General features: G+C 37.0%; 25 protein-coding genes. 15 read left to right on the top strand and 10 right to left on the bottom strand.

What is annotated here, in order from left to right; genetic code table 11:
- Positions 1-108 precede the first annotated feature (108 nt).
- Entirely contained in the window at positions 109-1800 is a 1692-nt protein-coding gene (ggt, locus tag G9H65_RS04850; protein ID WP_166374207.1) for a gamma-glutamyltransferase, read from the top strand.
- Here the strand turns inward: ggt and G9H65_RS04845 are convergent.
- Together G9H65_RS04845 and G9H65_RS04840 are read right to left on the bottom strand one after the other, a co-directional pair.
- Positions 1789-2490 carry a VIT1/CCC1 transporter family protein gene (locus G9H65_RS04845; protein ID WP_166374206.1) on the bottom strand — a complete coding sequence of 234 codons (702 nt, stop codon included), beginning with the start codon at positions 2488-2490 and terminating at the stop codon, positions 1789-1791. The genes ggt and G9H65_RS04845 overlap by 12 nt on opposite strands.
- Positions 2491-2494: 4 nt before the next feature.
- Positions 2495-4084, bottom strand: coding sequence for a peptide MFS transporter (locus tag G9H65_RS04840; RefSeq protein ID WP_166374205.1), 1590 nt, complete (start codon positions 4082-4084; stop codon positions 2495-2497).
- Positions 4085-4248: 164 nt separating this feature from the next.
- Here G9H65_RS04840 and G9H65_RS04835 point away from each other — a divergent pair, with 164 nt between their 5' ends.
- Genes G9H65_RS04835 through lepB form a run of 6 tightly spaced genes read left to right on the top strand, consistent with a single transcriptional unit; the run spans position 4249 to position 9281 of the window.
- Positions 4249-5028: a ParA family protein gene (locus G9H65_RS04835; protein WP_166374204.1), complete on the top strand. Its 780-nt coding sequence runs from the start codon at positions 4249-4251 to the stop codon at positions 5026-5028.
- Between the two features lie 13 nt (positions 5029-5041).
- A complete protein-coding gene (locus G9H65_RS04830) occupies positions 5042-5962 on the top strand; it encodes a ParB/RepB/Spo0J family partition protein (protein WP_166374203.1) in 921 nt (306 codons plus the stop codon).
- A 7-nt stretch (positions 5963-5969) separates the two neighbouring features.
- Positions 5970-6626, top strand: coding sequence for a DUF5683 domain-containing protein (locus G9H65_RS04825; protein WP_166374202.1), 657 nt, complete (start codon positions 5970-5972; stop codon positions 6624-6626).
- A gap of 4 nt (positions 6627-6630) precedes the next feature.
- Positions 6631-7350 (top strand): 4-hydroxy-tetrahydrodipicolinate reductase, encoded by a 720-nt coding sequence (dapB, locus tag G9H65_RS04820; protein ID WP_166374201.1) that lies wholly within the window; start codon positions 6631-6633, stop codon positions 7348-7350.
- 1 nt (position 7351) lies between these two features.
- Positions 7352-8134, top strand: coding sequence for a phytanoyl-CoA dioxygenase family protein (locus G9H65_RS04815; RefSeq protein ID WP_166374200.1), 783 nt, complete (start codon positions 7352-7354; stop codon positions 8132-8134).
- A 1-nt stretch (position 8135) separates the two neighbouring features.
- A complete protein-coding gene (lepB, locus tag G9H65_RS04810) occupies positions 8136-9281 on the top strand; it encodes a signal peptidase I (protein WP_166374199.1) in 1146 nt (381 codons plus the stop codon).
- Positions 9282-9334: 53 nt separating this feature from the next.
- On the opposite strand, the gene G9H65_RS04805 is transcribed toward lepB, so the two are convergent.
- Both G9H65_RS04805 and G9H65_RS04800 read right to left on the bottom strand, forming a co-directional pair.
- Positions 9335-10516, bottom strand: a complete 1182-nt coding sequence (locus tag G9H65_RS04805; protein ID WP_205753243.1) for a class I SAM-dependent rRNA methyltransferase — start codon at positions 10514-10516, stop codon at positions 9335-9337.
- 19 nt (positions 10517-10535) lie between these two features.
- Positions 10536-11432, bottom strand: a complete 897-nt coding sequence (locus tag G9H65_RS04800) for a zinc dependent phospholipase C family protein (RefSeq protein WP_166374198.1) — start codon at positions 11430-11432, stop codon at positions 10536-10538.
- Between the two features lie 54 nt (positions 11433-11486).
- Here G9H65_RS04800 and rpsT point away from each other — a divergent pair, with 54 nt between their 5' ends.
- Together rpsT and radC are read left to right on the top strand one after the other, a co-directional pair.
- Positions 11487-11744 carry a 30S ribosomal protein S20 gene (gene rpsT, locus G9H65_RS04795; RefSeq protein ID WP_109322831.1) on the top strand — a complete coding sequence of 86 codons (258 nt, stop codon included), beginning with the start codon at positions 11487-11489 and terminating at the stop codon, positions 11742-11744.
- Between the two features lie 84 nt (positions 11745-11828).
- Positions 11829-12530, top strand: a complete 702-nt coding sequence (gene radC / locus G9H65_RS04790) for a RadC family protein (protein ID WP_166374197.1) — start codon at positions 11829-11831, stop codon at positions 12528-12530.
- Positions 12531-12677: 147 nt separating this feature from the next.
- On the opposite strand, the gene hisB is transcribed toward radC, so the two are convergent.
- Positions 12678-13790: a bifunctional histidinol-phosphatase/imidazoleglycerol-phosphate dehydratase HisB gene (hisB, locus tag G9H65_RS04785; RefSeq protein WP_166374196.1), complete on the bottom strand. Its 1113-nt coding sequence runs from the start codon at positions 13788-13790 to the stop codon at positions 12678-12680.
- A gap of 120 nt (positions 13791-13910) precedes the next feature.
- Between hisB and G9H65_RS04780 the strand changes: the two genes are divergently transcribed.
- Positions 13911-15161, top strand: coding sequence for an OmpA family protein (locus G9H65_RS04780; protein ID WP_166374195.1), 1251 nt, complete (start codon positions 13911-13913; stop codon positions 15159-15161).
- 171 nt (positions 15162-15332) lie between these two features.
- Entirely contained in the window at positions 15333-17132 is a 1800-nt protein-coding gene (locus tag G9H65_RS04775; RefSeq protein ID WP_166374194.1) for a DEAD/DEAH box helicase, read from the top strand.
- Positions 17133-17182: 50 nt separating this feature from the next.
- Here the strand turns inward: G9H65_RS04775 and G9H65_RS04770 are convergent, their stop codons facing one another.
- Positions 17183-17629: a hypothetical protein gene (locus tag G9H65_RS04770; RefSeq protein ID WP_166374193.1), complete on the bottom strand. Its 447-nt coding sequence runs from the start codon at positions 17627-17629 to the stop codon at positions 17183-17185.
- Positions 17629-18015 carry a Co2+/Mg2+ efflux protein ApaG gene (gene apaG, locus G9H65_RS04765; protein ID WP_166374192.1) on the bottom strand — a complete coding sequence of 129 codons (387 nt, stop codon included), beginning with the start codon at positions 18013-18015 and terminating at the stop codon, positions 17629-17631. The genes G9H65_RS04770 and apaG overlap by 1 nt, the downstream gene beginning before the upstream one ends.
- Positions 18016-18019: 4 nt before the next feature.
- Here apaG and G9H65_RS04760 point away from each other — a divergent pair, with 4 nt between their 5' ends.
- A complete protein-coding gene (locus tag G9H65_RS04760) occupies positions 18020-18724 on the top strand; it encodes a uracil-DNA glycosylase (protein ID WP_166374191.1) in 705 nt (234 codons plus the stop codon).
- Here the strand turns inward: G9H65_RS04760 and G9H65_RS04755 are convergent.
- The gene (locus tag G9H65_RS04755; protein WP_166374190.1) at positions 18719-19015 is read right to left on the bottom strand and encodes a DUF4286 family protein; all 297 of its coding nucleotides are present in this window, start codon (positions 19013-19015) and stop codon (positions 18719-18721) included. The genes G9H65_RS04760 and G9H65_RS04755 overlap by 6 nt on opposite strands.
- Positions 19012-21972, bottom strand: a complete 2961-nt coding sequence (locus G9H65_RS04750; RefSeq protein WP_166374189.1) for an FAD-binding and (Fe-S)-binding domain-containing protein — start codon at positions 21970-21972, stop codon at positions 19012-19014. The genes G9H65_RS04755 and G9H65_RS04750 overlap by 4 nt, the downstream gene beginning before the upstream one ends.
- A 145-nt stretch (positions 21973-22117) precedes the next feature.
- Here G9H65_RS04750 and G9H65_RS04745 point away from each other — a divergent pair, with 145 nt between their 5' ends.
- Entirely contained in the window at positions 22118-23362 is a 1245-nt protein-coding gene (locus G9H65_RS04745; protein ID WP_166374188.1) for an ABC transporter permease, read from the top strand.
- Positions 23363-23409: 47 nt separating this feature from the next.
- Here the strand turns inward: G9H65_RS04745 and mdh are convergent, their stop codons facing one another.
- Positions 23410-24345: a malate dehydrogenase gene (gene mdh / locus G9H65_RS04740; RefSeq protein ID WP_166374187.1), complete on the bottom strand. Its 936-nt coding sequence runs from the start codon at positions 24343-24345 to the stop codon at positions 23410-23412.
- A gap of 156 nt (positions 24346-24501) precedes the next feature.
- On the opposite strand from mdh, the gene G9H65_RS04735 reads away from it, so the two are divergent.
- Both G9H65_RS04735 and tatA read left to right on the top strand, forming a co-directional pair.
- Positions 24502-24921, top strand: a complete 420-nt coding sequence (locus G9H65_RS04735; protein WP_166374186.1) for a YkvA family protein — start codon at positions 24502-24504, stop codon at positions 24919-24921.
- A 71-nt stretch (positions 24922-24992) separates the two neighbouring features.
- Positions 24993-25199, top strand: a complete 207-nt coding sequence (gene tatA / locus G9H65_RS04730; RefSeq protein ID WP_109322843.1) for a twin-arginine translocase TatA/TatE family subunit — start codon at positions 24993-24995, stop codon at positions 25197-25199.
- The last annotated feature ends 46 nt before the right edge of the window (positions 25200-25245 follow it).

Genomic DNA, 25245 nt, shown 5'->3' with positions numbered 1-25245 from the left:
TTAATTAAAAAAACTTAAAATATTCACAAAGTTAAATTATATTTTTGTTATGACAACGCTCCGCAAGAGCTTTTACTACTTGAATGTTTTCAATTTTAATTCAACATCATGCAACAACCTAAGCTTATTCTTCTTATTGCCTTATTTATGGGCAATGCTACTTTTGCACAAACTAGTAAACCTTTAGTGGAATCTTCCAAAGGAATGGTGGTATCTACGCATCCTGCTTCCAGTGAAATAGGTTTAGCCATTCTGAAAAAAGGAGGTAATGCCATTGATGCAGCTGTGGCTGTCAATTTTGCCTTAGCTGTTTGTCACCCTGCAGCCGGAAATATTGGTGGAGGAGGATTTTTGGTCTATCGAGATAAACAAGCTCAATCCTATGCATTGGATTTTAGAGAAAAAGCTCCTTTGAAAGCATTTAGAGATATGTATTTAGATGAAAATGGGGCTATTATTCCGGGTAAAAGTCTGGCTGGTATATTTTCAGTTGGAGTACCAGGTGCAGTTGCTGGCATGGAAGCGATGCATCAGAAATTCGGAAAATTACCGTGGTATGAGCTTGTCAAACCGGCTATCGATTTAGCCAGAAATGGTGTTATCTTGACGGAAAAAGAAGCTAGAGGATTGAATAGTCAAAAGCTTGATTTTCAGAAATTTAATGTGGGTAAAAATTATATGATTAAATCCCAAGATCAAAAATGGGAAAAAGGAGATTTACTGGTTCAAGAAGATTTGGCACAATCATTGGAACGTATTGCTAAAAGAAAATCAAAAGGTTTTTATCGGGGTAAAACGGCCAGACTTTTAGTTAAGGAAATGAAGCGTCAAGGAGGAATCATGACAAAGAAAGATTTGAAATCGTATCAAGCGGCTTGGAGAAATACGGTTAATTTTGACTACAAAGGAAAGAAAATCATCAGTATGCCTCCTCCTTCAAGTGGTGGCATCGCATTGAACCAACTGATGAAAATGGTAGAACCATTCCCGATTTCCCAATGGGGCCCACAGTCTGATTCTACGATTCAAGTGATGGTAGAGGCGGAAAGACGGGTTTATGCAGATCGATCTAAATGGTTAGGAGATCCTGATTTTGTGAAAGTTCCGCAGACTGAATTAGTGAATCCATCTTACATTCAACAGCGAATGAAGGATTTTAGTTTTGGTCAAGCATCCTTAAGTACGTCCATTTCAGCAGGTCAATTTCCAGGATATGAAAGTACAGAAACCACCCATTATTCCATTGTAGACGAAGAAGGGAATGCCGTATCTATTACGACTACGTTGAATAATAGTTATGGAAGTAAGGTATTTGTAGGGGGAGCTGGATTTCTTTTAAATGATGAAATGGATGATTTTTCTGCAAAAGCTGGTTCACCCAATATGTTTGGTTTAATTGGGTCAAAAGCTAATGAGATTCAACCGGGGAAACGGATGCTCTCTAGTATGACACCAACAATCGTTGAAGAAAATGGGAAATTGAAAATGGTGGTTGGAACGCCAGGTGGTTCGACCATTATTACTTCGGTTTTTCAAGTGATTTTGAATACGCTAGAAATGGGAATGAATATGCAACAAGCTGTTGAGTATCCTCGTTTTCACCATCAATGGTTACCCGATCAAGTATTGTTTGAAAAAAATCGTTTTGGTTCTGAGCAATTGAATCGTTTGAACGAAAAGAAATACAAAATGATGCCATTCAATGGATTGGGATTAGTAGAAGGTATTTTAGTATTACCCTCTGGAAAACTGCAAGGAGGAGCAGATTCCAGAGGAGATGATACGGTATCAGCCTATTAATTTAGCTACCATAAAGGCTGCTCCGGCTGCGGCTGCCCCAATGGACATCACTTTGAGAGCTCCTATGAAAGGTTGTTGGCCTGTCATTTTGCTTTTGAAAAAACCAAAGACAAATAAGGCGAACAAGGTGATAATGGCCGAATAGATTAATCCATCTTCAGGTTTTTCTAAATAAAAATAGGGGATCAATGGAATTAAACCACCAATGGCATAGGAAATGCCAATGGTTAATGCTGAATTTCTGGCACGATTGGGATTGGGTTTTTCTAAGCCCAATTCAAATCGCATCATAAAGTCCACCCATTTGTCTTTGTCGCTAGCAATGCAATTAACCACCATTTCCTGAGCCTCAGGGCTTAAACCATAATCCTCAAAGACTTCCCTAATTTCTTCTTTTTCTCGATCTGGCACTCTTTCTACCTCGTCATATTCTCGAGCTAATTCGGCTTCATAATGTTCTTTTTCAGTCATCCCAGCTAAATAGCCTCCTAATCCCATAGCGATAGACCCAGCTACAATTTCAGCTACACCAGCTGTAGTAACAATATCATTGCTGGAAACAGCGCCAGAAAGTCCAGCTGCTAGAGCAAAGGGTACCGTTAAGCCGTCCGACATGCCAATGACTACATCGGTCAGAAAATCGGAACTTTTTAAATGTTTTTCGTGAAGGTGGTGATCTGGTCCATGCATAGAATTATCGGATGCCGTGCATCATACGTTTTAAAGGTCCAATGGCTAACATATAAAGTATAATAGCTGCTATGCCCGTTAAGGTGACAAATAGCATAAAGAATTCGTATAAGTTATGAATTTCAAATCCTAAAAAACTAGGAAAGTTCATTTGTCCAACAACTGCTTCGGCTGGAGGCAATAAGGCCCCTAAAGTTCCTGCCAGCGCATATCCTGCTGCATTAGCTAAAAACCAAACTCCCATTAGCAAAGAAGAAAAGCGCTTTGGAGCTAATTTAGAAACAAGTGATAAGCCGATAGGAGATAAGCATAATTCACCCATGGTATGAAATAAGTACATGACAATCAGCCAAATGACCCCTAATTTGTTATTTCCTAAATCTTTGATTTGTGAAGCTATAATGAAGTATCCCATGGAAAGCAATAATAATCCAATGGCTTGTTTCGCAGGGGAATTGGGTTCTAATCCTCGTTTATTGAGCCAAATCCAAAGCCATGAAAAAGGGAAGGCAAGTAATATAATGAAAAATGAATTGGCATTTTGAACCGAACTAGGAGGAAGTTCAATCCCTAGGAAATGTAAATCAGTTTGTTGATCTGCAATGAAGGTTAGTGAAGAACCAGCTTGTTCGAAAGAAGCCCAAAAGAAGATGACAAAAAAGGAAATGATGTACATGACTAAGATCCTGTTTCTTTCAATATTAGTTATGGTTTTATCGGTAATTATCAAAAATGCCAAACTTAGTCCTGATGAATAAATGACTGGATAAATCCAATCTTTGATGATATTAGGTTCTTCTGTGATGAATAAATAATGGAAAGTAAAAATCAGAATGATAAATAAAATAACAGCAGTAAAAATGGATTTAGAGCTAAACTCTGCTTTTTCTGTTTCCCCATCGATCGAAATAGCCTTTTGATTCGAAAATGGTTTTTCTCCTACTGGAAGGCCATCGGGATCAACAATAAATTTGTTTTTGAGAAAATAAAAGGAAACAGTCCCAATTAACATAGCTGTTCCTGCTGCCAAGAAACCCCATTTAAAAGCATCCAATACACGAATTCCATCCACTTTGACATCACCTAAAAAAGGACAAATAAGCATGCCTAATAATGCCCCCGTATTAATACCCATGTAAAATATGGTAAAAGCTGCATCTAGTCGATTATCCCCTTTGCGGTACAATTGCCCTACCATGGAAGATATATTAGGTTTGAAAAAACCATTTCCAATGATTAAAAAGAACAATCCTCCCCACATTAAATTTTGAGCTAGACTAATATCCATTTCAAACGTACTGGCTGATGAGAACATGAATATTTGACCAATGGCCATGATAAATCCACCTATAAGGATACAATTTCGATTCCCTAGGTAACGGTCTGATATATATCCACCTGCCATGGTAGTCAAATAGCTTAAACCTAAAAATCCACCGTAAAGGATGGATGCGTCAGTTTGTTTGAAAGCTAGGGCGTTTACTAAGAATAGAGAGAGCAAGGCTCTCATCCCATAAAAATTGAATCGTTCCCACATTTCAGTGGAATACAAAACATAAAGGCCTTTCGGATGACTGCTTGTGTTTTCGGACATATTGGTTGATGAATACAAATACCAAGTTACAAGAATGTTGCAAAAATTGATACTCCATAATTGATTTAATCTTGAAACCGCACATAAAAAAATGAACTCAGATGTGAAACATATTTTGTAATATTGTCCTTCATTTGTCCGTATAATTCTTCAGATTTTTAATCATGGGTAAGATCATTGCTATCGCTAATCAAAAAGGTGGAGTTGGTAAAACGACCACAGCTATTAATTTAGCTGCCTCCTTAGCAGCTTTAGAATTTAAGACATTGATCATAGATGCTGATCCCCAGGCAAATTCAACTTCTGGGTTAGGTTTAAACCCAAAAGACATCACGCAAAGTATTTATGAGTGCATGGTGGGTTTGGCTAAAGTAAAAGAAAGCATTGTATCTACGGAACTTGATTTTTTAGACATTATTCCTTCTCATATTGATTTAGTAGGAGCAGAAATTGAGATGATCAATTTGAATAATCGAGAAGCGAGAATGCGAGACGCGTTAGCAGAAATCAAGGATTTATATGATTTCATTATCATGGATTGTTCTCCTTCTTTGGGATTGATTACGATCAACTGCTTGACGGCAGCAGATTCGGTGATTATCCCCGTTCAATGCGAATATTATGCCTTAGAAGGTTTAGGCAAATTACTGAATACCATAAAAATTATTCAATCTCGTTTAAACCCTAATTTAATGATTGAGGGTATCTTATTGACTATGTATGACTTACGCTTACGTTTGTCGAACCAGGTAGTCAATGAAGTCAACAGTCACTTTAAAAACATGGTGTTTGAAACGATTATACCAAGAAATATCCGTTTGTCGGAGTCACCAAGTTTTGGAATACCTGCTATTTTGCATGATGCAGAAAGCAAAGGAGCGATAAGCTACCTCAATTTGGCAAAAGAAATTATCACCAAAAACGGTTTATTACAGGCTGTTTAGCAGATTATATCATATGAGTGCAAAGCAAGAATCAAATTCAAAAAAAAGAATAGGTTTGGGTAGAGGTTTAGGCGCTTTGCTTGAAGATTCTGAAAATGTGTCCCATACATCCAAGCATTCTTCAGAGTTTGCTGGAAGTTTAGAAGGGGTAAATTTAATGGATGAAATTCCATTGGAATACATTGAAACCAATCCCTATCAACCTCGCGAGCATTTTGAGCAGGAAGCATTAGCTGATCTTGCTGAATCTATCCGTGTTCAAGGAATTATTCAGCCTATTACAGTTAGAAAAATTGCACCTAAGAAATTTCAATTGATTTCTGGAGAGCGCCGTTTACAAGCTTCTAAATTAGCGGGATTGAAAAGTATTCCTGCTTACGTAAGAACAGCAGACGATCAGCAAATGATTGAAATGGCTTTGATTGAGAACATTCAAAGAGAAAATTTAAATGCCATTGAAATTGCATTATCCTATAAACGTTTGATGGATGAATGCCAATTAAAACAAGAAGATTTAGGTAATCGAGTAGGGAAGAGTCGTTCCAATGTCACCAATTACATGCGCTTGTTGAAATTGCCCATTGCTATCCAAGCTGCAATTCGTGATGCCAAATTATCAATGGGTCACGCCCGTTGTTTGGTGTCTGTTGAAAATCCTGAATTACAACATGTGCTTTTTCAAAAGACCATTTCAGAAGAGTGGTCGGTTCGTAAATTAGAAGATGCGGTAAGGCAGTCAGCACACCCTAACCTAGGTAAACCAGATGAGTCTAAAACACTTCCTCTGGCAGAAATGCAACAAATTCAACAAACCTTTGCAAGTTTCTTTCAATCACCGGTAACTTTCAAAATGAATGAAGAAGGGAAAGGCGAGTTGAAAGTTAGTTTTAAATCGAAAGAAGAGCTTTTAAAACTATTGAAAGCAGTACAATAGTAGACCCATGAGGCATGCCACTATTCCCGTATTTCGGGTATTTATTTATTTTTCTCTTTTTTTGCTTTGCTCTTGGGCATCTAAAGCCAACCACGTTGCGTTAGATACTGTGGCTAAAGTACAAGAGTTGAAGATAGATAGTTTGCCAAAGAAAAAATCAATTCCTTATAAAATTATCCCACGTGAAGCCACTTTAAAATCCTTGATGATTCCGGGCTGGGGACAGTATTATAATCGTCAATATTGGAAGATGCCCTTAGTTGCAGGTGCCTTCATTACCTTAGGTATCATTGCAAATTTTAATAATGTACGGTATGAGAAGTATCGAGCCTATTATTACATCGCTTCACCTCATCCTGATGATCCTACTTATGTTCCTCCTGCGACAGTAGCTGTCCCTTATGAAGATGGATTAATTCGTGATTTAGATGTTAATCAATTAAAACGATTAAACGACGGTTACCGAAGAAATAGAGATTATACTTATATTGGGATGGTTTTGGCTTGGGCGTTTAATGTGGTAGATGCCAATGTAAGTGCCCATTTAAAGACCTTTGATGTATCAGATGATATTACCTTGAAAATAAAACCCACTTTTGAATATCAGTCTTATTCAAATGGCTTGGTTTCTGGTGTATCTTTGTCGTTTAATTTTAAAAAGTAAAGGAATGAAAATAGTTTTGATTGGTTATGGTAAGATGGGTAAGGAAATTGAGCGTATTGCTCTAAGTAGAGGCCATCAAATTGTAGCTAAAATTGATATTGATAACCCCAATGATTTGCTTGGATTGAGCAATCAAGAGGTAGATGTGGCTATTGAATTTTCAAATCCACAATCAGCTTATACCAATATCTTAATATGTTTAGAAAAGCAAATTCCTATAGTTTGCGGTACTACTGGTTGGTTAGAAAAAAAGGCAGAAGTAGAATCTTTGACAAAAAAATATGATTCAACCTTCTTCTATGCTTCCAATTATTCCATTGGAGTTAATTTGTTTTTTGCTTTAAATAAGCATTTAGCCAAATTAATGGCTCCTCACCATCAGTATGATATTTATACCAATGAAATTCATCATACAGAGAAAAAGGATTCACCAAGTGGAACGGCCATTACTATAGCAGAAGGTATTATGTCTGCTTTTCCAGCCAAAGATTCTTGGGTAAACAATGAGATTCCTCAAAGTAACGAGGTGGCCATTTGGTCACAAAGAGAATCCACTAAACCTGGAACTCATACCGTGAAGTATATATCCAAAGTGGATCAAATAGAAATTACTCATGAGGCATTTAGTCGAGAGGGATTTGCTTTGGGTGCCGTCATTGCGGCAGAATGGGTAAAAGATAAGAAAGGTGTTTTGGGGATGGGAGATATGTTAAAATTAGATTAATATGCACGATATCGAATTCATAAAAAAGGAATTAGATGAACAAGGGGTAGTGGTGATACCCGGTTTTTTTGATCCTTCATTAATACAAAAATTGCAGGAGGCGGCTAAACAAATTTTTCAAATCCAATTTGATTATTTTGGTATTGAAGGGGATTATTTAAGCCAAATGGTACAATTGTTTGAAAACCATTTGGACGAATTTATCAATTGTGGAAAATTGATTCAAACGGGTTTGATTGAATTATATCAAATTGCTGTTCATCCTGATTTGGTTCAATTGATGCATGAAATAGGGATGCAAGTGCCTAATATGTGTACTCGTCCAGTTTTGTTTTTTAATCATCCATCACTAGCTAAATCAGAGCATTTTTACAAAACGCCTTTGCATCAAGATTGGGTATCTATGTTATCCTCGGCTGATTCTGTGGTTGTTTGGATACCTTTGATGGACGTTCAAGTGGAGCATGGCCCCGTTGTTTTTTATCCAGGATCCCATAAACTAGGTCCTTTGACAGATAAAATCGATAATGGTTTTGCGGAAGTGCCTTTTGATCGAAATTCATACCCAAGGCTACAACCTGAGTTGAAAGCGGGTGATATTGCTGTTTTTTCAACCATGTTAGTACATGAATCGGGTGTAATTACTAATAATGAAATACGCTGGTCATGTCATTTCCGTTATACGAACATGCTGGATCCTGACTTTATTGAAAGAGGGTTTCCGCATCCATACATACACAAACCATCACAAGAGTTGATTGATAAATTTTTGAAAAAGAAATAAAATGAAACAAGAGGAAACTAAACATCCTAAACAAAAGTCAGCTTTTAGAGAATGGCTTGATTCTGTAGCCTTTGCTGTGGTAGCTGCTACCCTGATCAGATTCTTCTTATTTGAAGCCTATACCATTCCCACACCATCCATGGAAAGCTCTTTGATGGTCGGTGATTTTCTATTTGTAAGTAAAATGCATTATGGCGTTCGAACTCCTAAAACACCTTTGCAGCTTCCTTTAACTCATCAGAAAATTTGGTTTACCAATTTACCTTCGTACCTACGCTGGTTGGATTTACCTGTATTCCGTTTACCTGGTTTTACTGATGTGAAAAAAGGAGATGCCGTTGTATTTAATGCCCCCAATTGGGAGGAAGATGGTGATGCACCTCTCGATTTACGTACCTTTTATGTAAAGCGTTGTGTGGCTACTCCAGGTGATGTTTTAGAGCTCAGAGATCAACAAGTATTTATTAACGGAAAGGCATTAGATAATCCAGAAAGAATGCAGCATCCTGTATTCTTAAAGACAAAAGAAGATTTGGACGAAACGTTTTTTGATCAATATGGAATCAGAAATTCGGCTGATGCTAGTTTTGAATCTTCGGACTGGTTGCCATTAGCAGATTCTACGAATCAATTGGTAGGTTATAAGCTAAATACCAGCAAGAAGCATTTAGATGAAATCATGAAATTGCCTTTCAAAAAGGAAATCGACTATAATTCATTTAAGGATCCCAAAGGTGTTACGTATTTAGACATTTTCCCTCATGATACCGTTCAGTTTAAATGGAATAGGGACTTCTTTGGCCCTTTACAGGTTCCAAAAGAAGGATGGACAGTTCAATTGGATGGAAAATCTACCCCTTTGTATCAAGAGGCGATTAGAAGTTACGAAGGAAATAAAGATATCACCTTGGAAGGCGGAAAATTAATGAAAGATGGAAAGGTTTTGACATCCTATACCTTCAAACAAAATTACTATTTTATGATGGGAGATAATCGCCATAACTCTGCCGATTCTCGTTTTTGGGGCTTTGTACCTGCTGATCACATCGTGGGTAAGGCGGTATTTGTGTGGATGTCCTTGGATCCCAACAAAGGTTTATTCTCTGGCAAAATTCGTTGGAGTAGAATCTTTCGCTTTGTTGACTAAATAGATTTTATCGAAGAAAAAAGCCATCTGATTTAGAATTCAGATGGCTTTTTTTATATAACTCGTAAAACAAATCCTTTTAGGTAATTACTTTCGGGATGAAACAGGTTGATAGGATGATCAGGTGCTTGGGTCATTTGATGAATCACTTGAATTTCTCTTCCTGCCGCTATTCCCGCAGCCACCAACATATTTAAGAACAATTCTCTTGTTATCACTTGCGAACAAGAATAGGTAAAAATTAAACCATTTTTCTTGATTTGTTGAATCGCTAGCTGGTTGATTTTTTGATAACCTTGAAGAGCCTTGTGTTTGGTACTGATGGACTTAGCAAAGGCAGGAGGGTCCAAGATGATGATATCAAATTCATCTTGATTGTTTTTAAGATAGGGAAGTGTTTCTCCTACAATGGCTTCGTGTTTCTTTTTCCCCAACTTATTCAAGCTAATATTGGCATTGACCAAATCAATGGCTTTGGCAGATGCATCTAAGGAAACAACGGAGGCGGCTCCTGCTTTTAATGCATACATGGAAAAGCCTCCTGAATAACAAAATGTATTTAGTATGTGCTTATCCTTGGCGTAATGGGCTAATAAAGCACGATTATCTCTTTGATCCAAGAAGAAGCCCGTCTTTTGTCCTGTAATCCAGTTGACCGAAAATTTGACTCCATTTTCTTGAATATCATAAGGAACTGTGGCTGTTCCAAACACATAGTCATTCTGACAATTTGCCGCAAAGTTAGGAGGTAATGTTTCTTTACTTTTATCATATACAGCTTTCAATAAGTCCCCAAAGACAATTTTAAGGGCATTGACAATCGCTTCTCTATTGCGATACATACCAATGGTATGCGCTTGAAAAACAAATACGTCTTGATACACATCAATGATTAATCCAGGGCAGCCGTCGCCTTCTCCATGAATTAACCTAAAAGCATTGGTATCGGTAAAGTTTAATTGTTGCCTTAGTTCCCAAGCTCTGGCTATTTTATGAACCCATAAATCTTGTATGTCCTCTACAGGTGTAAACGATACAATTTTTACGGCGATACTCCCAGCATGGTAATGACCTAATCCTAGAAATTCATCTTTGTCACTTAAAACATTAACCCAATCCCCATCTTGCAAGTTTGGGCTTTGTTGGTAAATCGCACCAGAAAATATCCAAGGGTGAAACCTTCTAACTGGGGCATCTTTGCCTCGTTTCAAATGTATGCTTTGCTCTGTTATCATGTTGCAAAATTGCACTTTTTTATTTGAAATCACTTTGTCCACCTAATATCCATGCAGTAAATAGTAAATCTCCTAGGTGTTGAATGGCATATTTAAATTGATTTTCGATCTGTTGATTTAGAGATTGATGATAGGCTAAGCTATAGGATTTACTGTAAGTTTTGATCAAGGAATTCCCCTTTTTTTCAAAGCTGTATTTTTTGTTCTCCGCAGTTATTTGATTTAGGTCTTTTTCTTTTTTCAATAAAGTTGGAATTAATTGGTTTGCATTTAATACCCACTCCCAAGCAGATTGTTGGGTGTTTGCCACATATTTTGCGGGTCCTACCCAATCCTCTATTGCGTCTCCCATTAATTCAGGGATACGAGATTCCCAAAAACTATGTAAACCCTGTTGCCCTGTTTTTTGTCCATCGTAATTGGAGGTAGTATGTAAAGGAACGTGGGCATCTGCTACATAATGGCCTAATTCTGCTGATAATTTGATGATTTGTAGTGTATCATGCCGTTTAAAAGCTTGAATTAATCGTTGATGTGTTTTAGGAATATGCCAAACGACGATGCCATGTTTTTGAAGACTATCTTCAGAAACTAGTTTGATTGCTTGCTCCCAAGAAGTGTGTTGCAAGGTTTGAGTGTATTGATCTAGGTCAATGTAATGACGAGCGGCCTCTATATCTAGAATATACCTTCTTTGGTCGGGAAGCACGGCCCATTCTTCCATTTGGGAGATATGTCTTTTGAAAAATTTACTCAGAGTAGGAGGTAAGGTGAAGATTGCCAGCTTGTTGATTTTTTTATGAGCGAAGAATCCCCATGGATTTGCCAATAGTTTAGGACTGATGAATAAAAAGAGGCTAAAAATCCAGTAAATTATCTGGCTTTTTTTGGGTAAAACCTTGTGAGTATAAATCATATTGTTTACTTTTGCATTTCAATTTTCAAAAGAATAGAAATTTTTTAGTTAAAAATGGCAAATCATAAATCAGCACTAAAGCGTATTCGGGCAAATGAAGCAAAGCGTTTGCGCAATCGTTATCAGCATAAATCTACTCGTACATTGATCAAGAAATTGAGATTGACTACGGACTCATCTGTAGTGGTAGATTTGTTCAAACAAGTTTCTTCAGCTTTAGATAAATTGGCGAAGAAGAACATCATCCACAAGAATAAAGCAGCCAACCAGAAGTCTAAATTAGCTAAGTTGGTTAACAAAGTCGCAGCTTAATAACGCGATTATCATATACTTGATAAACCCTGCCTATGGCGGGGTTTTTTCGTTTTAGGACCTTACATTCGCTTAAAAAAGCCAATGAAGTATGAAGGACAAAGCTTTGCAATCAAAGAGCTTAAGGTAGAAGATAGACCTAGAGAGAAATTGAATTTAGTAGGAAAGGATTTATTAGGCGTGGATGAACTCTTAGCCATTTTGATTCATTCCGGTATTCCCAATAAATCTGCTTTGCAGATGGCAAATGAAATACTAAATTCTATAGGTGGAAATTTAAGTACTTTGGGCCGTTTTTCCTTGCATGATTTTATGAAGTTCAAGGGGATGGGAAAAGCCAAAGCAACCGTGCTCGTTGCAGCGCTGGAATTGGGACGTAGGAGGATGTCATACGAAGCTTCTCAGGCTATCCAAGTTATTCAAAGCTCCAAAGATGCATATCGTTTATTTCATCCCCATCTATTTGATTTGAATCATGAAGAGTTTTGGGTGATGCATTTAAATCGGGCATCCAGTGTACTGAAAATGCAACGATTAAGCATGGGAGGAGTGGCGGGGACATCGGTCGACTTAAAATTATTATTTAAGTCCGCATTAGATACGATATCAAGTTCTTTGATCATTGCTCATAACCATCCATCTGGACAATTAAAACCAAGTAAAGCAGATCGGGAATTAACGCAGCGAATTTTAGAAGCAGGTAAAATGTTGGATATACAGGTTTTGGACCATGTCATCATCACTGCTCAAGGATATTTCAGTTTTGCCGATGAAGGCTGTTTATAAAGAAAGAGGCTTATTTACCTCTTTCTTTATAAATTTTTTGAAGTTTTGAACCAATAACAATTGAAATTGCGAACAAAATAATAAAAAATGCTGCTCCTGAATAACCCATAGTTGTATGTTTAATGACGTGCAAAAATACTAAAAAATTTAAAGCAGGCCTTTAGTACTGGGTAAAGAATTTAAATTATTTACGTCTCTTTGGACTGCTAATCGAATCGACTTAGCAAAAGCTTTAAAAATGGCCTCTATTTTATGGTGTTCATTTTCTCCTTCTGCCTTAATGTTTAAATTGGACTTAGAGGCATCGGAAAAAGATTTGAAAAAATGAGAGAACATTTCAGTTGGCATTTCTCCAATTTTTTCTCTTTTGAAATTGGCTTCCCAAACCAACCAATTACGGCCAGAGAAGTCGATCGCCACCTGAGCTAAACAATCATCCATAGGCAATAAAAAACCATATCGATTGATTCCTCGCTTATTCCCTAAGGCGATGGCAAATGCTTCTCCCAAAGCAATTCCCGTGTCTTCGATCGTATGATGCTCATCAATGTGTAAATCACCTTGTACTTGTACCGATAAGTCCATGTTGGCATGCTTAGCAATTTGGTCAAGCATATGATCAAAAAAACCTAGGCCAGTTTGGTTATTAGCCTTTCCACTGCCATCCAAGTTTAATTCAATATGGATTTTGGTTTCGTGTGTGTTTCTATCGTGGGATACCTTTCTTACGGGTAATTGGAAAAATTGAAATATCTGATTCCAATCTTCACATTGTAGAGCCAAGGAAGATTGTAATGCTGATGGGACTTCCAATGCCCCAATTAAAATTCCCTGACATCCTAAGTTTTTAGCTAATTGTACATCCGTTAGGCGATCACCTATCACATAAGAATTCGATAAATCGTATTCGGAAGAAAAGTACTGGGTTAATAGTCCAATCCCTGGTTTTCTTGTCGGTAAATTTTCATGAGGAAAACTTTTATCGATATGAATTTGAGAAAAAGTAATTCCTTCTGAGGCAAGAATTTCCAACATTTTATTTTGAGCTGGCCAAAACGTATCTTCTGGAAAAGAGGAGGTACCTAAGCCATCTTGATTGGTCACCATCACCAATTCATAATCGGTGATTTCGGTGATTTTTTTCAAATTGGAAATGACATGTGGTAAAAAGGCTAGTTTTTCATAGCTATCCACCTGCTGGTCAATGATGGGTTCAATAATAATGGTTCCATCTCGGTCAATGAATAATACTTTCTTCATTGAACAAAGTTAATGATACATTTTCATCGATGTAAGAAATATGAAAAAAATACGAATCAATATGTGCTAAAAGTGAGGATACTAATGTAATTTAGGGGATAATTATACCCAAAGAGGCAGATGTTTACAATTTTGGAAGCTGGCGAGAGAGAGATTTTTATTGAACGTGTAGCACAATTAACCAACGAGCGAGTTGAAAAAATACAGGAGTTATTACCTGTTTGGGAATCCATTATATTAGGTTCATCCTTAAAGTTGATACGAAATCAGATTCGTTTCAATGCTTTATCCAATTTTATTCAGCACAAATCCGTGCCCAGTAAAGAGATAGAAGTTATTTTTTCTAGTTCAACGGCCAGTGTAAACTGGGACAAAATCATATCCTACGGAGAAGGATTATTTGGCATATTAATGCCAGATAAAAAAAGTGCCATTGCCTTATTGGTTTCTCGGGAATTGAAGTGTAAAAGTTCTTTGGTTGTTAAAGGTTTGAGTATTTGTTTCGCCATGTATGGGAATCGATTGAAACTTGTTGATATCGCTTGCATGAAAGATTGGAATTCTTTTGGGGAACATTTTTTTGCTCAAAAGCATGATTTTGCCTCTTTATGTCCTCCTAAATTACAAGGCTCAATTTCTGAAATTTTACTTTTATCCGATGTATTTAAACATGAGTCCAGTTCGTTTCCAATTAATTCAGAGGAATTCGAATTGAATTCGGATGAAGAAGGTGGTTCCTCGACCAATTGGAAAGTAATTGGGCTTATTCTAGGTTCATTGGTTTTAGCGTCCGCTATCGCTTGGTTTGTATATACTAAAATGACCAAAGAGGATGAGGTAGTCAGTGCTGATACGGAGGAAATTATTCCTATTGACAGTTTGGCTAAGCTACGGGATAGTTTGTCTAAATTGAGTGCAGATTCTGCCAGAATAGCGTCCGATTCTTTGACACATTTGAGTTGGCCCGACGGTAAGGCATATGATGTACCTAAAACCTCTGCCTTAGTTCCGATGTTTGAGTATTTAACGGATACGACGAATACAGAATCGAGTGAATTGCGCGTCAGTGAAATTTCTTTTGATGCAGAAACCAATCAATTAGTTTCTCCTTTTGATGCCTTTTTCAAGAAGATGGCCGAGGGTTTAAATAAGTACAAAGATGTTCAAATTCGTATTTTTGCATTTGCTGAAAATGATGCCAAATCTGGCTTAAAACGTGGTTTTGTCGTTAAGAATCGTTTGGTAGGTGAGGGTATTTCACCCAATCGAATCGAGGTGAAAGCAGCAGGAAATAACATAAGTCCAGAAGCTTCTGTACCCATCAATTCTCAGGTGTTACTGATATTGTCTAAGAAGTCGGTATTAAAATAATACAATTTATTTGCTTCTCATTTTTTATTAAAGTACTTTTGTGCTTTAGAAATACAAATACATCCTCACAACTCTTTTTTACATTAATTGTAAAATTCTTTTCCCTGGTAAAGGGCTATGGGCAAGAGTTAATTACGGATGTGTTCGGGCAACGTAATTAAAAAACAACAAATGAGTAATCAAATTCGCTTTGATTCGCTTCCGTTTTCGGAAGGAATCCTGGCTGCTGTTAACGAAATGGGCTTTGAATTCGCTTCTCCCATTCAATCAGAAGCTATTCCATTTATTTTAGAAGGTCGTGATGTAATCGGCCAAGCACAAACGGGTACAGGTAAAACGGCCGCGTTTGGTATTCCAATGATCGAGCATGTAGCTCCATTCGAGAAATACGTGCAGGCCATCGTGTTATGTCCTACGCGTGAATTAGCTCTTCAGGTAACTGAAGAATTAAAGAAATTATCCAAATTTACTAAAGGTGTTTGGGTTACAACTGTTTATGGTGGAGACTCCATTGATCGTCAAATCAAGTCATTAAAGGCTGGTGCCAACATCGTTGTAGGTACTCCTGGTCGTGTGATTGACTTAATCGAACGTCGTGCATTGAAATTAGGTCAAGCTTCCATGATTGTATTGGATGAGGCTGATGAAATGTTAGATATGGGTTTTAGAGAAGATATTGAAAGTATCTTACAAGAAATTCCAGAAGAACGCCAAGTAGTATTATTTTCGGCTACGATGTCAAAGCCTATCATGGCTTTAACGAATCGTTATTTAACTAATCCTAAATTAGTAAAGGTTGTTAAAAACGAAATTACAAACGTCAACATTGAGCAATTGTACTTTGATGTCAAAGGACGTGCGAAAATGGAAGTAACAACACGTTTGATTGATTTTTATAACCTGAAATTGGTTCTTATTTTCTGTAATCAGAAGAAAAGGGTAGATGAAGTGGTGGAAGAATTGGTAATGCGTGGATATGCTGCCGAAGGTTTACATGGCGACTTACGTCAATCTCAACGTACACAAGTGATGAACCGTTTCCGTAATGGAAATGTAGGTTTCTTGGTTGCTACTGACGTGGCTGCTCGTGGTTTGGATGTGGAAAATGTAGATGCGGTTATTAATTATGATATCCCATTAGATGAAGAATATTATGTACACCGTATCGGTCGTACAGGTAGAGCTGGAAAATTCGGTAAAGCTTTTACTTTAGTCGTTGGTTCAGAAAGAAATCGTTTACGCGAAATCATGAATTACACGAAAGTGAAGATTGAAAAAGGAGTTATTCCTACGTTCACGGATGTAGTTGGTGTTAAAAAAGGCATGTTTATTGAACGTGTCGCTGCTACAATTCAAGAAGGTGATTTAGATGTATTTAACGATGCATTGACAAACCTACATCATGCTGGGTTTACTACGGAGCAAATTGTTGCTGCCTTAGTGAAAATTAGCATGGGAGTTCAAAAGAATGAGTTTGGTGATGAAAATCTCGAAGGTGAATTAGAACGTCAATCTCGTAAATATGGTCGTGATGACCGTGGTAGTGATCGCGGTGGTGACCGTGGAGGATACCGGGGTGATCGTGGCGGTGAACGTGATGGCCGTCGTGGCGCTGGTCGTTTCGAGAGAGATTCTCGTTACGGTGGACGTGATGACCGTGGTGGCGACAGAGATCGTGGACCACGTGGACCAAGAAGTGACAAAGAAGGCAAGCCTTATCGTTCTGATGAAAATATGGTTCGTATGTTTGTTAACATTGGTTTCAACGAGAAAATTTCTCCATCTAACATCGTTGGGGCTTTTGCAGGTGAATCTGGAATCCCTGGTAATGTATTAGGGCAAATTCAAATTGAAAATAAGCATACCTATGTAGATGTGCCTAAAGAATATGCGAATGTCGTTTTAGAAAAAATGGCTGGAGCTCAAATTAAAGGAAAACGCGTTTTAGTAGAAATTGCTAAGCCAGTTTAATTTTTTTAGAATTTGATGAAAAAGGCGGCTTCGGTCGCCTTTTTTTATATCTAAGATTTTTTCAACATAAAATGCTGTTTACTAGCTAGCTGATTAAATCGTAAAATACCTATATCAAATAGATCAATGCTGTGAATTACTCGTGGGTCATCTACTAAAGTATCCCAAATATCCTGACTTAGTGTAGATTCATAGGGATGAAGAATAAACAAAATGGAATTAGATTGGGCTTTTGGAATTAAATCTTGATCTATTTGTTGATAAACTTCTGGATTTAAATGTGGAATGACCAAAGGAAAAACTTTCCCTGAATCGATTTCATGGGCATAAAATTGACTCACCTCTTGGATGAGTTCATTCGTTTTATCATTCGATGAAATTCGCTTTTGTAATATCGGATTGATTACCTCCGTATATAATTTAAATACAGAGGGGGAGTGTAATCCATGACTTGTTTGAGCTTGTAATAAAAAGAAGAATTTTTGAAATAAACGCATTAATTTAAAATAAAAGTAGGAGCTAATTCAAAGGGTGGAATCTTAACGGAAAAGGTGGATTGGTTTTCTAAATTCAGAAAGGTATAATGACCACTCATTTTGCCTAAATTACCGATTATAGGGCATCCTGAAGTATAAGTAAAGGATTGATTTGGTTCAATGATGGGTTGTTGTCCTACTACCCCTAGGCCATTTACATGTTCCGTTTTTCCTGATCCATCTTGAATTTTCCAAAATCTACTGACTAATTGAGCAGGTTGCTTACTGAGGTTTTTGATTGTAATTTGGTATGAAAAAAAATGCTGGTAGGGCTTTTGAATTTCGTATTCCGACATGTGTTGTGTCTCTACTGAAATATAAAAACCATTTGTGATAGCTTCAGTCATAAGTATGGATCAAATCGAGAGTAAAATAGTTCGAAAATTACCTGATTTACTAATGAATGATTGGAAAAATATTTTCCTTTCTGAATTAGGTGAATCATATTTTGAATCCATACAGGAAAAATTAGATGAAAAAATGCAGACGGAAGAGGTGTTCCCTCCTCGAGAAACAATTTTCCAAGCATTTAATTTATGTTCTTTTGCCGATACCCAAGTAGTCATTATTGGTCAGGACCCCTACCATGGAAAAGGTCAAGCTCATGGATTGTGTTTTTCAGTACCCCAGGGAATGTCAATACCGCCTTCATTACGTAATATAAAAAAGGAGTTGCATCTAGATCTCGATGCTTTTTTGATAAACAAAGATGGGGATTTGAGTCCGTGGGCAAAACAAGGTGTACTCTTGCTGAATTCGATTTTAACTGTTTCTGAGGCTAAACCCGGTTCACATGAAGATTTAGGGTGGCAACAATTAACTTCCCTCGCCATTGAAAAAATCAGTGAAGAAAAAGAACATGTGGTATTTTTGTTGTGGGGTAATTTTGCTCAAAAATTGGCGAAAAATGTAGATTCACAAAAGCACTTACTTTTGTATTCTTCACATCCTTCACCATTGTCGGCCAACAGGGGAGGTTGGTTTGGGAATAAAGTGTTTTCAAAAACCAATGATTACTTGATCGCCCATCGAAAGAAAGCGATCAATTGGTTATAACTTCTTCAATTGACTGGGGAAATAGACATGTTGATTGGGGAATTCTTCCAATAAGAACCCGGATACAAGGGTCTCTATAATAGCCAATTGTTTCTCAAATTCTGGTTCTACCCAGCATTGTAAGCTAAAACCTTTAGAGTCGGGCTCTTGATGTGAGGTGATTTCAAATAAATAAACGCGAGAAATAAATGATTGTTTTTCTATTTCTGGAACAATGATTTTTTGTAAAGCAATAAGAGCCTTTTCTTCTGATGAATTTTCAAAAAAGAGCGATAAATTAAATTGAATCATATTTTTATCTGGGGATTGGCCAAGGATTGGTGTAGAATTTCAACAGTATGATAAGCATGTTTATCAATACCATCTTTGATTTGATGCCGACAAGAAGTTCCATTACTAGCTACGATGGTCGAGCTTGGTTTAGATAAAATAGTGGGGAAAAGCACTAGATTGGCTATTTGTTTAGAAATCTTGAAATGTTTTTTTTCATAACCAAAAGAACCTGCCATACCGCAGCATCCTGAAGGTATTAATTCTACTTCATGTCCTTCTGGAAATGATAAAACCTGTCGTGTAGAGCTTAAGCCAGCAATGGATTTTTGGTGGCAATGCCCATGCAAGACTATTTTTCTGCTTTTTGTTCCAAATGATGATTTTTGAATTCGCTTGGCTTTGATTTCCCTAGCTAAGAATTCATCTATTAACAAACAGTTTTCTTTTAATTTAGCCGCATCATTACTGAGTTCAACATCTACTAAATCAGGTATCTCATCTCGAAAACTTAATATAGCACTTGGCTCCAACCCAATGAAAGGAGTGTTTGTATGAATGATATCTTTAAGTAACAAGACATTGCGGTTAGCAAGTTTTTTGGCTTCTATGAGCATGCCTTTCGATAAATAACTTCTGCCGCTAATGATTCCTTGGGGTATTTCTACACCATAGCCAAGTTCATTTAATAAGACTATGGCCTTTTTACCGATCAAAACATCATTGTAGTTGGTAAATTCATCAGCAAAAAAGTATACCATCCCCAAAGGCATATCTTTTTGGTTCACCTTCTTTTTGAAGGTTGAAAACCATTCTTCAAGGCTGGTAAATGAAACTTTGGGGATACTTCTTTCCCAAGAAAATCCCATGAAGCTTTTGATGATGATGCTGCTTAAAGGGAATTCGATGGCAAAATTATATAGGGGAGAAATTTTTCTAACCCAGTTTTGTATTCGAGGAAAATGACCTATTAATTGAGTTCTCCAAGGAGTACCTTGTTCGATATAACTTTGTTGAAGCGTTTCTGCTTTTAATTTACTAATATCAACTCCCGAAGGACATTCTGTTTGACATCCCTTACAGGAAAGACATAAATCCAAAATGTCTTTCAATTGCGGATCCGAAAATGGTTTTTCTACTTCAGAACTAAGAATTTGCCGCAGCATATTGGCTCTTGCTCGGGTACTATCCTTTTCTTGTTGGGTAGCCATAAAACTCGGACACATGGTTCCACCTGATAGGGCTGTTTTTTTACAATCGCCTGAACCCGAACATTTTTCGGCTAAGGTCATTGGGTCATTTAATGCACCATAATCAAAGAAATAAGTTCTTTTTTGAGGAATTTTAGTTTGAATTCTAAATGCCTCATCCATAGGAGGAGTATGGACTATTTTTCCTGGATTAAGTGTATTGATTGGGTCAAAAATATGTTTGATTTCTTGAAAAAGTTCATAAATTTCGGGCCCCATGATTTCAGGAATAAACTCTCCACGAAGCCTGCCATCTCCATGTTCGCCGCTTAATGATCCTTGATATTTTTTAAGAATCTGAACTGTTTCTTGTAATAAAAGGCGGAATAGTTTTTTCCCTTCCTCCGCTTTCAAATCTAGAAATGGTTCAATATGCAATTCCCCAGCACCTGCATGAGCATAAAATGCGGCTTGTACTTGATGTTTTTGTAGAAGATTTTGAATATCAGCAACATAATTGGGCAAATCTTCTGGATCTACTGCACAATCCTCAATTAAATTGACGGCTTGTTTATCGCCAAGAATATTTCGTATCAAACCTAATCCTGCTTTTCGAATATCCCATCCTTTGGAAATTTCTTCTCCAAATAAAGTAGGACAGGCATAACCTATGCTCTGGGCATTTAATTTTTCAATAAATTGATTGGCTTTATTTTCACAACTAGACGCTTCGTCTCCTCGAAACTCAACCATTAAAATTGCCTCGGGCTTACCTTGAATAAAATCTCGATCTTTTTGGAACTGAGGATGGCCTTCTGTAAATGATAGAATGAAATCATCTACCAATTCTGAGGCAGTAGGATGACAAGATAGTGCTACTAAATTGGCTTGCAGAGATTCTTGAATGGAATGGCAGTGTACGCAAACTAAACAAACATCAGCAGAAGGAATATCTAATAATTGAAGACGAAGGGAATGAACCACGGCTAAGGTACCTTCAGAACCAGCTATTAACGCAGAAAGATTAAAAGGCTTTCCTTGGGGATTGAAAGGTTGCATTTCTACCAACGCATCTAAAGCGTAGCCCGTATTTCTTCGTTTGATGCTGGGTTTGGGAAATTTGTTTCTGATTAATTCTTGTAAAGCAGGATTATTCAAAATCCGGTGCAATTCCCTGTAGATGTTACCTTCTAAATTTTGTAGAGTCGTTTTTTTATAAAATTCTTCATTACTTAATGGATGCGTGTATATGTCTGTACCATCGGCTAAAATAGCTTTTGTTTCAATCAAGTGGTCACGTACATTACCCCAGACAATAGAATGTAATCCACAAGAATTATTGCCTACCATGCCACCTAAAAGAGCCCTATTGGCGGTGGAGGTTTCTGGTCCGAAGAATAGACTTGTTTTTTTTATGGATGAATTTAAATCATCCCTGACTATACCAGGTTCTACCCAAACTGTTTTTTCTTTCTTATTAAGCGAAATGATTTTACTCATGGAAGAAGAAACTTCCATCACGATACCTTCACCTACGACTTGGCCGGCCAATGATGTACCTGCGCCACGAGGAATGATGCCTAATTTATTATTTCTAGCAAATTGAATGAGACGTTTAATGTCTTTGGAAGAAGCTGGAATGGCAACGGCTTTAGGCTGAACTTGGTATACCGAGGCGTCGGTGGCATATATTTTACGCGCAATTTGTGAAGATTGAGAGGTATCGAAATACAATTTACCCTCAAAATGAGCAGATAATAGGTGATATTCTCGTTGACTCCAAGCCATGGGTATGAATTAAGATATAAAATTACAAAAATCCAGTCTTACCATCATATTGCCATTCAAAGTTTATACCATCTATTCATACAATTAGAAGAATATAAATTGAAATAGCTTAGTAACTTTAAGCTTATTGCCCAAATTCATAGCTATGAAATTTCTAAGACAAGTATTTGAAAGTTTAGTTTTTGCCTACCAGGCACTTCGTTCTAATATCATGCGTACCACCTTGTCCTTGTTAGGGGTTAGCGTAGGTATTTTTGCCATAGTCGCTGTTTTTACTGCAGTAGATTCATTGAATGGTAAAATACGTTCGGAGATTGATTCTTTTGCAGGTTCAGGAGTGTTATATGTGGGTAAATGGCCCTGGTTGATGCAAAATAATTACCCTTGGTGGAAATATTTGAATCGTCCTGAGATGAAATATTCGGAATTTAAGTACTTAAAAGAAAATTTGACCTCAGCCCAAGCGGTAGCCATCATTGATGGGGGTAGAACCGCCTCTGTTAATCGGGGTAGTAGTAGTATGGATGTCAATATCACAGGGGCTAGTTATGATTACAATCAAGTTACTAGTTGTCCTATTAATGAGGGAAGGTATTTTTTACCCATAGAATCAGATAATGGTCTGAATGTGGCCATTATTGGTTCCAAAGTAGCAGAAAATCTTTCCAATGGGGAATCAATCATAGGGCAAGTAATTAAATTAAACGGAATTAAATTTTCGGTGATAGGTGTCATCGAAAAGAAGGGGAATGATATGCTTGGTTTTGGTGGTACTCCAGACGAGAAAGTGATTATTCCTTACATTACTTATGCTACTATTTTTCAAAAAGATCGACCTCAGCCAGATATTTCGATTAAAGCATTTGAGGATGATGTGAATCAGCAAAATTTGGAAGGAGATATTTCAGGGATGATGCGTAGTTTGCGTTCGATTAAACCTAAACAAGAGGATTCTTTTTCTATCAATCGAATGGATGGTCTGAATCAGTTTTTTGATGGAATTTTTTCCGTGCTCAATATAGCTGGAGCTTTAATTGCTGGTTTTTCTTTATTAGTTGGAGGTTTTGGAATTGCCAATATTATGTTTGTTTCGGTAAAAGAAAGAACCAATATTATCGGTATTCAAAAGTCTTTGGGAGCTAAAAATTATTTCATCATGTTTCAGTTTTTATTTGAAGCTGTATTCTTAAGTCTAATTGGAGGGATAGTGGGAATTGGTTTAGTAGTCTTAATTACCCTCATCCCACAAGAGGCTTTGCCATTAAGTTTAAGTTTTAAAAATATCCTTAGTGGTTTAATGATATCTAGTTTTATCGGAATATTGTCTGGTATTATCCCAGCTTGGGTGGCAGCTAAGATGGATCCTGTAATTGCAATCCGCTCTAAATAGAAAAAGGCCATCGAAAGATGGCCTTTTAATTTCATATATTGATGGTATTATAAACTCAAGGTACTTAAAACGGAGTTCATATTACGTACAGCATCAGCTGATTTATTGAAAGCAGCTTGCTCATCTTCAGTTAATTGATAATCAACGATTTTCTCCCATCCGTTTTTACCTAAAACAACGGGTACACCTAAGCAAATGTCTGATTGGCCATATTCTCCATCAAGAGAAACGCAGCAAGCCATGATTTTTTTCTCATCACGAACTATTGCTTCAACTAAAGCTGCTCCAGCTGCACCTGGCGCGTACCAAGCAGAAGTTCCTAACAAGCCAGTTAATGTAGCTCCTCCAACCATTGTATCAGCAGCTACTTTATCTAAGGTTTCAGTAGATAGGAATTGACTTACTGGAACACCATTGTAGGTAGCTAAACGTTTCAATGGAATCATGGTGGTATCTCCGTGTCCACCAATGACAGTTCCATGGATATCATTGATTGAGACATCCATAGCTTTTGCTAAATAACATTTGAAACGAGCTGAGTCCAACGTACCACCCATACCAATGATGCGATGCTTGTCTATTCCAGCTACCGACTTCGCTAAATAAGTCATAGTATCCATTGGATTAGAAATAATCACAATAATTGGATTTTTAGAAAATTTTAAAATATTCTCTACGACACTCTTAACGATACCAGCGTTAACCCCAATTAATTCTTCACGTGTCATACCCGGTTTTCTTGGTAAACCAGAAGTAATGACTACCACATCTGAATTAGCTGTTTTAGCATAATCATTGGTAGATCCTACTAATTTGGTATCAAAACCTAATAGGGAGGCAGTTTGGAACATATCCAAGGTTTTGCCTTCAGCAATTCCTTCTTTGATGTCCAATAAAACTAATTCATCTGCTAATTCTTTTCTAGCGATGTTGTCAGCACATGTAGCACCTACAGCACCAGCTCCAACTACGGTAATTTTCATTGTTGTGTGATTTTAATGATTCTTATGAGCAAAAAACTCCCCTAAATTACGACAAAACACTTACATATTTGTAAAAGTAGTCGGATTATATAAATAAGGACAAGGCCTGCTAGATTTTGGTATTCAATTTGTATATTTATGGATAAATCAATGTTTATGACTAGAAAAATCACTTTTATTGATCGCATAATTAGCTCCCAATTTTTCAAAGAAGCTTTGGATAAAGGGGAGGATTTAATGGCTGACAATAAATATGGTTTATTGAATTTGGTGAAAAAAGCGTTACAAAAAGTGAATGAAACAGCCGCCCAAAGCAATCTTTCTGTGGTTCGTTTATTAAATCATTACATTGTATTGTTTAGTCAGTTGATTAAGGCGTATGTACAAGGAACTTATCGGAAATTACCTGCGATAACTCTAGCAAAAATTGCTGCCGTGTTGATTTATTTTATATCACCTTTTGATTTCATTCCCGATTTATTGCCTATTGTTGGTTTTACAGATGATTTGGCCTTAGTTCTTTGGGTAGGAAAATCAATCAAACAAGAACTAGATGAATTTGAAAAACAAATGTAATCTTTAACCCTTAGAGAAGGATTTTTAATTAGTATTGAATATATTTACAAAATTTTTAAATACAGAAAATGATGAGCATAGCAAGTATATTGTTGTTTTTGAACGGTTTAGGTGGTGGAGAACTTTTATTAATCGGTTTAGCCATACTATTGTTCTTTGGTGGAAAGAAGTTACCTGAGTTAATGCGTGGACTAGGTAAAGGTATCCGTGAATTTCAGGATGCTAAAAATGAAGTGAAAGATCAAATCAATAAAGAACTAGACGAGACTAAGAAGTAATTCTTCGTTTTACTTATTTATCTGCATAGTTGGACTTGTCCAACTA

It is taken from the genome of Aquirufa ecclesiirivi, from assembly GCF_011250515.1.
GTDB classification, from domain to species: domain Bacteria; phylum Bacteroidota; class Bacteroidia; order Cytophagales; family Spirosomataceae; genus Aquirufa; species Aquirufa ecclesiirivi.
Note: the sequence above shows the minus strand (reverse complement) of the source record. Positions and strands in the feature narration are given on the sequence as shown.